This window comes from Chryseobacterium sp. OV279, from assembly GCF_900128945.1.
Classification (GTDB): Bacteria; Bacteroidota; Bacteroidia; order Flavobacteriales; family Weeksellaceae; genus Chryseobacterium.
On sequence record NZ_FQUD01000003.1, the window covers coordinates 158,222 to 171,825 of the forward strand.

The 13,604-nt window shown below is 29.9% G+C and carries 9 protein-coding genes and 1 pseudogene; 3 read left to right on the forward strand and 7 right to left on the reverse strand.

The features are described from left to right. Positions 1–110 precede the first annotated feature (110 nt). Entirely contained in the window at positions 111–3,122 is a 3,012-nt protein-coding gene (locus tag BUA72_RS13140; RefSeq protein ID WP_072923311.1) for an AAA domain-containing protein, read from the reverse strand. 487 nt (positions 3,123–3,609) lie between these two features. On the opposite strand from BUA72_RS13140, the gene BUA72_RS13145 reads away from it, so the two are divergent. Both BUA72_RS13145 and BUA72_RS13150 read left to right on the forward strand, forming a co-directional pair. Next, positions 3,610–5,640 carry an ATP-binding protein gene (locus BUA72_RS13145; RefSeq protein WP_072923312.1) on the forward strand — a complete coding sequence of 677 codons (2,031 nt, stop codon included), beginning with the start codon at positions 3,610–3,612 and terminating at the stop codon, positions 5,638–5,640. 8 nt (positions 5,641–5,648) lie between these two features. Continuing rightward, positions 5,649–6,077 carry a hypothetical protein gene (locus BUA72_RS13150; RefSeq protein ID WP_072923313.1) on the forward strand — a complete coding sequence of 143 codons (429 nt, stop codon included), beginning with the start codon at positions 5,649–5,651 and terminating at the stop codon, positions 6,075–6,077. Positions 6,078–6,096: 19 nt separating this feature from the next. On the opposite strand, the gene BUA72_RS13155 is transcribed toward BUA72_RS13150, so the two are convergent. From BUA72_RS13155 to BUA72_RS24840, 6 genes and pseudogenes are all read right to left on the reverse strand, one after another. Continuing rightward, entirely contained in the window at positions 6,097–7,983 is a 1,887-nt protein-coding gene (locus tag BUA72_RS13155) for a hypothetical protein (RefSeq protein WP_072923314.1), read from the reverse strand. Beyond that, positions 7,973–8,944 carry a hypothetical protein gene (locus BUA72_RS13160; RefSeq protein WP_072923315.1) on the reverse strand — a complete coding sequence of 324 codons (972 nt, stop codon included), beginning with the start codon at positions 8,942–8,944 and terminating at the stop codon, positions 7,973–7,975. Before BUA72_RS13160 ends, BUA72_RS13155 begins: the two co-directional genes overlap by 11 nt. A gap of 20 nt (positions 8,945–8,964) precedes the next feature. Further along, a complete protein-coding gene (locus tag BUA72_RS13165; RefSeq protein ID WP_072923316.1) occupies positions 8,965–10,350 on the reverse strand; it encodes a pentapeptide repeat-containing protein in 1,386 nt (461 codons plus the stop codon). Between the two features lie 112 nt (positions 10,351–10,462). Further along, positions 10,463–10,662 (reverse strand): annotated as a pseudogene (locus BUA72_RS24830) (integrase core domain-containing protein). 18 nt (positions 10,663–10,680) lie between these two features. After that, a complete protein-coding gene (locus tag BUA72_RS24835; RefSeq protein WP_410493327.1) occupies positions 10,681–11,247 on the reverse strand; it encodes a helix-turn-helix domain-containing protein in 567 nt (188 codons plus the stop codon). Next, entirely contained in the window at positions 11,172–11,348 is a 177-nt protein-coding gene (locus BUA72_RS24840; protein WP_410493310.1) for a hypothetical protein, read from the reverse strand. Before BUA72_RS24840 ends, BUA72_RS24835 begins: the two co-directional genes overlap by 76 nt. Positions 11,349–12,058: 710 nt before the next feature. Between BUA72_RS24840 and BUA72_RS13180 the strand changes: the two genes are divergently transcribed. Continuing rightward, positions 12,059–13,600 carry a T9SS type A sorting domain-containing protein gene (locus BUA72_RS13180; RefSeq protein WP_072923318.1) on the forward strand — a complete coding sequence of 514 codons (1,542 nt, stop codon included), beginning with the start codon at positions 12,059–12,061 and terminating at the stop codon, positions 13,598–13,600. Positions 13,601–13,604 lie beyond the last annotated feature (4 nt).

The following is a 13,604-nucleotide window of genomic DNA, read 5'->3' on the forward strand; positions in this document are numbered from 1 at the left end:
AGCCTATCTGTGGATAAATAAGCTCTAAAACATAAATAGTTGAAGTAAAATTCAACTCTGTAAAAGTATACTAAAAATTCATTATTAAGGATATTTCTTGTATGGGTAGTTTAAGAACTGCTGGTTTGAATTTTATGATCATACACAAGAAATTTTGAAAGTATTCCCGAAGGTGTTTTAGCTTTATTATTGAGTATCCCGGTATTTGCAAAGACGATGAAATTATCCTTTGCTCTTGAAACAGCTACATTAAGCATATTGGGTTTGTTATCTCGATCAAAAAACATGGTGCCTTTATCCTCATCTCCATATACCATTGAAAATAGTACGAGAGGTCTTTCCGCGCCCTGTAAAGCATGAACAGTCCCAATTTTAAAATCATCTGTTTTAAATCCTGCCTGTTTTAATGCAGCTTTTAAATTGTTTTTCTGTCCGGTAAATGGAGTTATAATGCCAACAGCTTCTTCAATAGGACCATACTTTCCTTCAATATCTTGTTTATTTTTTACCAACCATTCGACGATTTCTTTGACTTCATTGTTGTTATATCTGCTGCCATTTTCATTTTTTGTAGACTGGCCATCTACATGAATGCAATACATAGGGGGAAATAGCAGATCTTTTTTTGCTTTGCCTCTCAGAGGTATGAGCTGCCCGTCATAAGCCAGTACATTGCAGTAGTTAATGATTTCATCATAGCATCTTCTATGTTCAGTTAGAAGAACTCCTTTTTCATGTAAATTAGGTTCCTTAAATCCAGAGGCATTTTGAGCCATTTTCATAATACTTCCAGTTGAAGAAAGAAAGCCCTTAGGATCAAATTCTTTCTCATAGATGGTATCATCATAATCCTGTATAATTCCGCTCTTTTTAAGGTTGCCAATATCAATTTTATGAGTTACATTCCATACGGGCTCGATCTGCTTTACATCTCCTACAATAACAGCCTGTTTGGCTAACGCAAATGTTGCAATACCTACTTCAGGAGAAACCTGGCCTGCTTCATCGACAATTAAAAGGTCAATAAAGTCAAAAAGTGGGGGATTATCATATACGTTCTTACCATCATCGGCTTTTTTGAAAAATTTATAGAAACTGAAAAACTTTGGGGCCATGTAAAAGGTACTAACAAAACAAGGGGTAAGCATGGCATGTCTTTGCCATCTCATCATCATAGGATCTTTCCCTTTTCCCTCAAATGATGAGTCTAAAAGACTGCTTTCAAGTTCCAAAAGATATCTTCCCTCCCAATAATGCAAAGCCAGCTGAAAGGCTTTATGACGAAGTGAAACATCGAGTTCATCATAAAAGCAGTTGGCAATTACTTTTTCGTTTATTTTTAAGAACTCAAAATCCCAGTATTCCTCTTCTGTTCTTGGAGGGTTACCTTTAATCCGATTTTTGTTTTTCCATTCTTTCCAATTCTCGATGGAGCTGACAATACTCTTAGCCATATTAATTTTAGAATCTATTTTTTCAAGAAGTAAGTTTTTCTTGAAGACAAATGCTTCAGGGAGTACAATAAGAGAATCTCTCAAAATTATTTTTATCTCAGAAGACCTGCTTTTTAATGCAGATTTTATTCCCAAAAAGCAAAAGAATTTTCTAAAGAAGGGTTCATTGTCAAAGTATGAAATAATGTCCTGTTCATCTTTCATAAGATCCTGAATATCATTTTTGAGGATATCGTCATTTAATATCCCTTCCTTATAGTAATTTGAAAGCTTTGGGTTACTGAGAAGATAGTCGAATGTAAAAACATTTTCAGATTGTAAGTAGGCTTTCCACTTAATTGCAGCCTCCTTAAGGCTCTGTTCAATAGCAGAAATCTCTGATCGTAGTTTCTGTGTTACAGTACTGATGTTAAGGATAGAAGAATTAAAGTAGGCCTTGCTTTTTTCCAAAAAATAGTCTTTAGCCTTTTGCAGAAACTCTACATTCTCTATATCATCAAAAAGGCCGCCTCCGCTTAACTTTTTGTAATTGATTCCTTTTAATTCAGCTTCCTTTTTTCTTGTGGAAGGCAGATAAGTAGCATAGCCATCAACATCCGGAATCCATCTGCCCTGAAGTTTTCCTTCTCTGGTATTGGACCGGGAAAAGCTGTCTATAATATTGGTGACCGCCTGGTTGTTGGTAGAACAGGCAAGAATAACCGGAGCTTCTTTTCCTTGCAGCGCACTTTCAACCATTTTATTGGCAACAATGCTTTGCAGTAAGGTTGTTTTTCCTGTGCCTGGCGGGCCATTGACTGCAAAAATTGTATCATTGGTAGTTAAGAGGGTATTGAGACTTTTTCTTTGTGAAATTGAGATCGGGAAATCAAAGCCCATCTGCCCGAGATGGAGCTCATTGGAGTCAATTAAATCAAGAACTGCAACAGGTGGCTTTTGATGATTGTTTTTTAAGGTAATAAGCGATTCTAAAAGCTGTGGAATATTCTTTTGATTTAGAATTTTCTCATAGAGTTCTATAATTCCCATAGCTGCATTCATTTCGTCTTGTGGAAGAAGTACGATGGCATTAAGAATCGTTTCATAGGATTCTGCGCGGTATTGGGAGAGTTCCTGATGGACGACGCTTTTAAATATATCTTTTACGTAATGGATGTACTTAGCATATTTTGTATAATTCTCCTTTCCTAAAGTTGTTGCCTGATCAACATCTTCAACAGCACCAAATATAAATTCAGTTCTTTCATCAGCAAGGGGTTCAAGGTATTTTCTTTGAAATAACGGAAACATTTCATCAGGAATGTACAGCTTACCATTTCTGTCCAGGTATACGGAAAACCAAAAAGGAAATTTAGGCTTATTATCTTTTAAATGGACCAGATGATCGGATGCAGGTTTAAGTTTGAAAGGAGCAATTACCACGAATACATGATTTATAGCTATCCACTGCTCATCTTCTTTACTTTTGATGCCCTTCTTTTCATTGATTCTTTTTTCTTCGAAATCAATGAGTGCATTGACTTTTTGAAGATCAGTAATAGATTCTTGTTCTATTTTAAAATTCTCAATTTCAAAATGCTGAGAACCTTCAATTTCAATATGGGTATTAAGAGAGTCTGATAAATTCTTTTTCCAGTAGGTGAGCCATTTAATATATTCCTGATTCATTTGTGATGGGTTGGTTATTAATAATCATATCCAACTAAATTAAAACAATTATATTAAATGGTTTTATGGGATGCCGTAAAAAAGCCTGATATATAATTTCTCTTGTATAAATTAACATTTATTATATTTGTTAAAGAGTAAGGCAATGTTAGATTACGTTTTTAATAAGTGTTAATAATAAAATTAAGCCAGTGCTATTTCAATTTTTACCTAAAAACGAAGATGTGTTGAATCATTTTTATTATATTAAGTAGCCCAAGATGAACAAATCTCGAAACAATTCGTTGAAGATTTGCAAAGATTAGACTTACTAATTTAGTACGGTGCTTATCACTAGTGTAATCTTATTACCCATTATTTTTCTTAAGTCATTAAAAGTTTCATATTTTTAGAGTTGGAAAAATTATGATAATTTTAGAAGGATTGTAGTCAGCTTAATTCTTAGAACTAATACCATCTAGCTCATTTTTGATCACAAATAGAGAATATGAAAAAAAATAAAACTCAAATAACATCTAAAAGTATTGTACAAAGCGGTTTACCAAGTGATTTTCGAAAATCAATTTCAGAATATATCTGGAATGGTTTTGATGCAGAAGCTTCTGTTATAGACATTTTCTTTAGCGCCAATGAAGTTGGTACTTTGTCTGAATTTTCAATAAAAGATAACGGTAAGGGGATATCATTTAAAACAATTGATGAAACTTTTGGATATTTCCTAGATTCTAATAAAGCAAAATCTTTTGACAACAATAGATTTATTAAAGGTAAGAAAGGAAAAGGTAGATTTTCTTTCCAACAGTTTTGTGATGAAGCAATGTGGAAGACTACATATTATGATACTGATAATCAAAAATTTCTAAGTTATAATATCGAAATAGTAAGTTCTAATCTTGATGATTACAAAACGTCAGATTCAATAATTACAAATGAAGGCTGCGGAACAACTGTTCATTTTGGATCATTCACAAATTTAACTGGGGATTTATTAGATTCTTCAGAATTCACTAGCTTTCTAGAGTCAGAATTTGGTTGGTTTTTATATTTGAATAAAAACAGGAATTTTGCTATTAATGTTAATAAAGTTCCAATTGATTATAATAATGTAGTTGAAAAAATTACAGAATACCCAATTGAAATTGAAGGCAAAGCCTTCGATATTTCTTTCATCTTATGGAAAAACAAAATCAATGAGAGATATTATTACTACTTTCTAAATAATGAACTAGATGAAAAAGGTCGAGAACATACAAAGTTCAATAATAAAACTCAAGATTTTTGTCACTCAGTTTACGTAATATCAGATTATTTTGACAAATTTAGTAGGACGGAAAATGAAGGAACTTCTTTAGGTTTTGAAAAGAACCAGAGTGATTCTGTTTACAAAAAGCTCTTAATATTTTTAAATAAAATAGTTTCTGATGAAGAGAAAAATTTTATTAGGAATAAGAAAGCGGAAAAGCTTATTGAAGATTATAGAAAGAATAATATTTTTCCTAAGTTTCGAAGTAATCAGTATGACAATCTTCGCAAAAGAGATTTGGAAGTTGTCGTTAAAGAACTTTACTGTATCAATCCTAAAATTTTTCAAAATCTAAGAATTCCTCAGCAAAAAACATTAGTTGGGTTTTTGAATTTATTGTTAGACTCTGAGCAGCGTGAAAATATTTTACAAATTTTAGAAAATATTGTTGAAATATCGGAAGAAGAAAGAGAGGAATTGGCAAGAGTACTTTCTAAAACTAAAATTAGCAATATAACTGCATTAGTACAATTGCTCGAAAAAAGGAAAAATACAATCAATACTATTCAACGGTTAGTTTTTGATTTGGAAAAGTTTACAAACGAACGCGATCACATTCAGGTTTTAGTAGAAAATAACTACTGGTTGTTTGGTGAGCAATATCATCTTGTTTCTGCTGACGATAATTTTGAGAAAACATTAAACAATTATTTATACTTCTTAGAGCAAGAAGAAAAAATTAAGTTTGATAAAGATGAAGAGGATTATGAGGTTCTACAGAAAAATAAGAACGAAAGGAAAAGAACAGTTATTGAGTCTAAGGAAAAATTAAAAAGGCCAGATATATTTATTTGCAGGAAAAATGCTTCTTCAGGGTTTTTAGATGAGGAAGAGAATATCATTGTAGAACTAAAACGACCAAGTGTAATATTGACGAAAGTTCAGTATGACCAATTAGAAAATTACATCAGATTTATTGTAAAAGAACCGAAATTCAATAGCGATTTACGTAAATGGAAACTGATTTTGATTGGTAAAGATGTTGATGATTATATAAAAGATCAGTATGAATCACATAAGAATAAAGGCAAAAAATTTTTAGTTCAAGCGGTAAAAAATTATGAAATATATGCTTACACTTGGGATGATATTGTGAAGATTTTTGATCATCGGCATCAATTTCTTCTTGATAAAATAGGATACAAAGATGACTTCATAAACGAAATAGAATCTGTGAAAAATAATCCGCAAGAATTGGTCAGAAAAGTAATATAAGTTTTTTAATGAAAAATAATCCAATAATTAATGAAAGCACCAATAAATATTCATCCCCCCCCCAGTATAAATATTACAAAGACGTATTATCTGTTAGGTACATTATAAAAAATTCATTAGGAATTACTCTTCAAAATACTCAAAATGATACGTTCCAGTCAAATCAGCTAAAAAATACGATATATAGCCGATGGGTAGAATCTGATGATAATAAAATACTTTTGTATTATGGGGGAACAAATTGCCGTGTGGGTTGGGGAGATATTTACTTAAAAAAAATAAATTCCACACAAATTTCATGGGAATATAGGCCAAACGATATTATTCTTGATAGTAATAAGTATTCCGAAGGAACAGATATTAACATTTACCTTCCTGGAACAAAAGATTTGATTTTTACAAATCATTTTAATTTTAAGCCACTTTCAGATATCTAAATAATTGGTTTTATTCCCTTTAATCTTTCCAAAAATCTGTACTTCCAGAATTCAATTCATTTAAAAAAAGTTCTTTTTCAATAAAAATATTTAACATCAATTTTGATAATTCTTTTTCATTTTTTTTATAATCATACGTTAACTTTCTTATTAGTGAATTTGAATATGACTTAATCTTCCAAACATAATACGGAAGAAGAGAATTGTCAAAATGTGCATTATGTACTATAAGATTTCTAAATCTATAAATCATCAAAATGTCATTTTGAATATTTTCCATTTGTTCATTTATTTTTTGAGTAGCATAATCTTTATTATTATAAAATTGCGACACATCCTTTAATTTTTCAATAAAAAATGGATTCGTCTCATATTTTATTATATCATTTACTGAATCAATAAATTTCTTCAAGTAAATTTTCTCTCCTGTCCTAACAATAAGATTTGCTTTTTCAATAATTTCGGACGGCAAATTGATTGTACTCTTGTTTACTATATCATTCTTTGCTAAAAGTTTATAGTGATTAAACATCTCCCATCCATATTCGTAAAAGAAATATTTTACTTCGATAGAAGATATTATTTCTTGTATCAAATCAATCTTTTTCTTATGCTTCTTTGTAAGAATATCATCTAAAATGTCATATTCTAAATTAAAAAGATTTTCAATAGCAATCCAATAATTTAACATCTTATCTTCTTGTTTAACTGAATTTTCTGCTTTACTGAACCAATGAACTGCATAAGCTATTTTTGATGTAGCATTTTTTTCATTTTTGCTTTCTAAGAAAATAAAATTATAATTATTAAGCTCTATTAAATCAGATTCAAATCTTTTTAAATCTAGTGACTCTTGTAATTGCCAAAATTCATCATTAAAATTTGTACCCCATGAAGAATTAATATTTTTACCATTTTTACAAACAATATAATTTGATGTTTCAATTTCCACTCTTGTTTTTACATTGAAGTAACAACGTATTAAATCGATTGTATTTTCTAGAATATTTATAGCATTATCTAACGATGAAATTGGAGAAAGAGAGTTAATTCTAACTGCTGCTTGAATAAATTTTTCTTTAGAATTATCATATGAATTTTGCAAATCTTCCTCATCATGAAAATCCTCCTTAACAAATCTTTTTTTATTAGTTGAATAAAATGTTACATCTCCAATAGTTAATTCAACTTCTCCCTTTAAACCTTTTACAACAAAAAGATAATATACTTCTTCTGTTTCTTTATAAAAAAAAGATGCTAAAGAGTCAATCCTATCTTCAATAGTTAAATTATCAAAAAATTGCCTTAGAATGTTAAAATAATTTTCATTACATTCCTCTTTTGGAATTTTATGAGGATAATTTGTAACAATAATTTTATTACTATTATCAATTATTTTGTAGTCATCAAGGATATATTTAGGAAATTTTTTTATTTCTTTTAATACATAACCTTTTTTTAAGTATTCAACGATGATACATTCTGAAATATAATTTATTTCCGAAATAACTTTTCGGTCTATTTCAACATCAGATAATAATAACTCTTTGAGTAATATAATATTTTCGTTAAAATAGATGCCCTGCTCAAATTCTTGTTTAATATTCTTTGACAGCTCTAAAACTATTTCATGTCGTTCTGTATTAAAAACATTTCTTAACAGCTTGAAGGAAGAATTGAATTTTTTTTTTATAACCTTATCATTATCAAAATAATAATTTAATTTACTATAAAAATATTTTTTGTTATCAGGATTTTTAAATGAATTTTCGGTAATTTCGGTAATTACATCTTCAATTAAAATGTGGGGGCTATACAGATTAAGCCCAAAAGATTTTTTTAAAAAATTTTCAATAATACTACTCCACAAATCAACCCAAAAATTAATCTTTTCATTATTTCCCATTTGTTTCTTGTCTTAGGTTATATATTTTTATAGCCGACTGAACTTTTAGTTTATCGTAATCTGAAAGTTCCTGTAAATATTCGTGTATATCTATTGTTGAATCTATCATTTCATTTCGAAAACTCGACAAATTATTCACTTTGTAAGTATCCTGTAAGAAAAATATTTCATCAACAATTTTGGAAACAATTCTAATTTTATCAATTTTAATTTTATAATCATCTTGAAAATATTTACCTATAGTAAAAAGAATTCGAATGACTCTAATAAACGGATGAGGATGAGAATTCTCCTTGAAATATAACTGCTTATTTGCTCCACTAAAAGATGATAAATAAAAGAATAAATTTGAACCTAGAATAACTGTTATACTTTCCAAATATTCAATCCCAAATTCAGAAAAATCCTTTTCATAGTATTGTATTAGATGGCGGGCTATAAAAACTCCACTAAAAGTATCTGCGTCAAGTTCTAATGCATGTCTATATAATGAAAAATCAGATTTTGATTCTTCTTCAAGTCCTAATTCTAAATAATCAGATTGTTGGAGCAGGTGAGCAAACTCATGATAAAACGTGAATAAAAGATTCATCTGAAAGGAAAGTTCTTCGAAAGAGTAAAACTGAATTTTTTGAAATATTCCATATTGTTTTTTGTAATATTCTTCTAGCTTCTCATTTTCGATAATATTTTTAATCAACCAAACAACTAACCCACTATTAATTGAAATCAAATTATAATTATTATGCCTGCATGCTTTAGCATTTACAGAAAAATTATTTGCGAAAAAAAAATAACAATCTTTTAAATTATAATTATAAGATTCATGACCTAGAATTGACCAAAAAAGATTGTGAATTTTATCAAATCTTTCGCTGTAAGGAGAATATTCATAATCAAACGCTTCGTCAGCCTTAATTATATTACATTCGATTATTTTCTCTATTTTTTCACTAAACATATATTGTATTTTTGTCTACTCTATTTACTGTGTTTTCGGAAGGCAGCAATAGTTTGATAAATGCCATATCCTATAAAAATCTTAAAAAAGAAAAAAATAAGTAAAAGAAAACCATTAGATTCATAATTTTGATAACTTCTCAAGTCAAATGAAAATGTAAACTTTAACCATTCTTTTATTATTTCCTGTAATGATGCAAGTTTCATATTAAAATTTACCTCATAATTGTACCCGCTATTTTTTAAAAAGGAGTTAGCAATTAGTAAACATAAAAAACCAAACCAACTTACTTTAATTGTGAACCATACTGCTTTTATCCAGCTACTACCAAAATTATTTGACTTTTTATTAAGTTTCAATAGCCATCTATCATTTAAACTTAAATTTTTGTCACTTAATAGACGATTATGTTCAATAACATTATAATCTAAGTAATCAATTTTATTTTCTGTTTTAGACAATTGATTTTTTATAATTCTTATTGTGCCAATATCAACCAAGTTTTTCAACAAAATTCTAAAATTATTAAAAAATGCGACTTTATCAAAGTGTACACTTTTGAACTTAACAATATTTACTGTAGTTGAGTTAAAAGATACAATATCTTTAAAAAAAGTTCCACTTATAGAAAGCTCATAAAAATAACTTTCATCAAAATAAACACTTTTATCGAATGTACATTCTTTAAATTTTAATGAGCTAGTGATTTTGTCTGGCACTTGTTCCAAGCGACATATTCCATTAAAAATTGTTTGTTCAAAATTCAATCCATTTCCATAGGTTGAGCCTTTTCCTACAAACTCATTTATAGTTGAATCCTTAATAGTCGAATCATTTATTATAACATTCTTCCAAAAAAGTAATGATTTATTACAACTTAAACCGTCAAAAGATAACCTATCGATTTTATTTACATTTATTGTAATAGTATTTATACTACTGTTATGAATTACAAATGTTTTAATATCATTTAATCTAAAATCTAAATCATTTAATCCCGCTTCATTTTTAATATTGTTTAACATTAATGAATTAATCTTATTATGATTATCGGGACTTCCTGAAAAACTAAGATATTTTACATCTGCGGTGGTAATATGAAAACTTTGTGATGTTATATCAACATTTCTAAATTCTACCGTATGAAGCTTACAATCTTTAATGAATAAATCATTTGAAATTGTACAATTGATAAATTGAATAGATTGATACTCATTTTCATTTTGGTCAAAACATGAAAAGTCAATTCTTTCTCCTGTAAATACGCAGTCTTCAAAATAAAAAGATTGCACTTTTATATCAATATGTAAAATATCTTCTAAATGTATATGAAGCCCTATTATTTTAACTGTATCTTTATTTGAGTTTAGAATTTTCAGAAATTCTGAATCATTAATTTGTTTCATTTTTATGCATTCTATGTCATTTGCAAAATACAAATTATTAAATTCGAATTTTTGTTGTACTTCATCGCTTCGTAGACTTTAAAGATAATTATTTTAGTTTAGCTTTTAATATTTAATAAGGCGTTTTTCCTTTAAAAGATCCATGTGGCCTATTGAAATTATAAAAATTTTCCCATTGCTGTAATTTTTGATTCAAATCTACATCGTCGGTATAACTTAAAAGTTGATAAAATTCTTTTTTATCTTTAAGTGCGAACGTTCAACTTTACCATTTAATTGAGGCGTTCCGACTTTTATAAATCGAAGTTTTATACCTAGATCCTGTACATGCTAATGAAACTTAGATTGAAATTCATGTCCATTATCTGTTTGTATGGTGTTAATTCTGAAAGGAAATTTTTTGACAACACAGTTTATAAAATCAATGGAACTTTCTTGCGTATGTTTCTCGTATACTTTTAAAGTTCTGATGCGTGTTGCATCATCAATTGCTGTATATTGATACCTTTTTATCTTTATTCCACCTTCATTTGTGAAAATTAGAAACTTAACATCTACTTGAACATGGTGTCCAGGGGTCTGTTTTTCATATCTAACGCTATGCATAGCGCGCCGAGTTGTTTTTCTATCTAATCGTTCTACTTTATTTCTTTTTAAAATTCTATAAACACTAGATTCTGAAATGATGATATCATGGTAGCGCTCTAAATACCATTTTATTCTCCAAGTACCTAATTTATGTTCTTTGCGAAGCTCTAATACTTTTTCAACAATTTCAGGCTTTATTTGATTTGGAAAGTTATACGCTATGGGCTTTTTTCTTAATAAACCTTTTTCACCCTGTTTTTCATATTCTTTTTTCCACTTATAAAAGGTGCTCTTTTTATACCGAAAAATTCATACGCTTCTTTATTTTTACCTTGTTCTTTTGCATATTTTAATACTTGAACTTTTTTTAGATAATTTAAATAATCTGTTATTTCTTTTGTCTTTTCCATATTCGTAACACTATATTAGTTTTCTACTAAATTAGTCTACGAAGGGGTGACGTATTCACACACCTTAGTAATTTATTCAAGGTTGAAAAAGAAGCGTGGTTTTCTAATTCTTTAGCCACAGCGACCAAGCCCCTTTTAATTTTTTAGATGTGAGAACCTCATGTTCTCAGGTAATTTAATGAGTTTTTATTAGTAGCGTAAGCTGGAGTAGTTGCGGGAAAAATAAACTACATGAAGAAGTTAGGAGCTCATTCGCAACTTTGAAAGTCCTTACGTCCTAACAAAGTTGCTGCTTCGCTCTGTGAGACTGTTTGGATTAGAATATAATATAAAAAATTTTTGTTTAGAATTTTCTAAACATTCTATAACCACCATTAAGTTTTCTATTTGTGGGAAGTATTCCCGTGGATTTTTGTTTTAATTTTTTTTCCCTTCTATAGGTACCTAAAGGTATTATATGAAGTTTTTCTCTCTTTTTAAAGGCTTCCCAGTATTCTATATAAAGATTCTCTATTTGAAGCAAATGCGACATAATTTGTCGCTTTGCACTAGTATATTAGCATTAAATCAGCGTTGAAAACCAATGAAACAGAAAACACTAGTAAGTGATAAAATTCATATTAAATCACATTAATATGAAACAAAATATATGTTAAAAAATGTTAAATTAGCAAAATTAGAATTAATACTTACTCTAAAGACAATATAGAATGAAAAAACTTTACTTCGGTGCATATATTTTATGTACATTTTTAGGTGTGTCAGCACAGGAGATTGTCTGGCAAAAAGATATAAAATCCAGTACTCAGGATTTTCTAAGCCAGGTAACAACTACGTTAGATGGACAATACTTAATTACAGGAAGCTCAATTCAGAGTGATAAAATTCAACAAAACAATAGACAAAACAATGGGTATGACTTCCATTTAGTAAAACTGAACCAACAGGGTCAGGAAATCTGGCAAAAGTACTTTTCTGGAAACAATCACGACTACCTGTCAGCTTCAGTATCAACACAAGATGGAGGGTTTTTGATTTCAGGTACTTCGTATTCGTCAAAGGGTCTTGATAAAAAAGAAGATTCCAAAGGAGGATCCGATATTTGGTTGATAAGGCTTAACGAATTTGGAGATGAGCTTTGGCAAAAAACACTAGGATCAGCATCTGATGAAGAAGCCAGAACAGTCATTCAAAGTACAGATCTCGGATTTTTTGTAGCTGGAAATGTTCAAAACTCAACTAAAGGTTACGGATCAAAGGATGTTTTGATTATAAAAATCGATAAAAATGGAAAAGAGCTTTCTCAATCGATTTTAGGAGGAAAGGGACTCGATGAAGTCGAGAAAATAATTCCAACTAAGGATGGAGGTGCTTTGTTGGGAATTTATTCCAGAAGCAACTTGGGCGGTTCAAAGAAAACCGAAAACTTTGGCGAAGGAGATTATTATATCATCAAACTTAACAAGGACGGAAAGGTTGAATGGGAAAAGGATTTTGGAGGTAAACAAGATGATCATTTGAGAACACTGGCTTTAACTTCGACTGGCTATATCATCGGTGGCGAAAGCCGTTCAGAAAGATCGGGAAATAAAACCGTAGGCATTGAAGAAGGAACAGACCTTTGGTTAATTTCTTTAAACGAAAGAGGGGAAGAGATCTGGCAGAAGTCTTACAATTTCAAAAACCGAGATATCCTGATGGGCATGAGCGTGCTACATTCAGCCGATGATAAATCTTCAAAAGGAATTCTTTTGGGAGGCTATACCCAGGCAGAAGGAAAAATAGAATCGGACGACGAGACTTTCTGGATGCTATATCTCAACCAAGATGGTAATGAAGAGTGGAGGAAATATGTGAAAGGAGAATCCAGGAAGAAGGAGGAAAGACTTTCAGATATTAAGTTAAACAGAGACGGCTCCATCATTTTGGCAGGAACCAGTGCTGAAGAACTTGGAAAAGAGAACTGGAAGATTGTAAAATTTGGAGACAGTCAGATCAATAAACTGATCGAAAAACAAGATATTAAAATTTATCCCAATCCGGTATCCGATTATGCTTATGTAGAAATAGGTTTTGACTTTAAAGAAGCTGATATTATCTTGTACGATATGGGTGGAAGACAGCTTCAGAGTTTGAAGACGAAGAATAAGGTCACGAAGATTAATACTCAGAATCTGATTCAAGGGGCTTATTTGGTGACGATAAAGACGGATACGAATAAAACGGCAAGTTCAAAATTGATAAAAAGATGATACA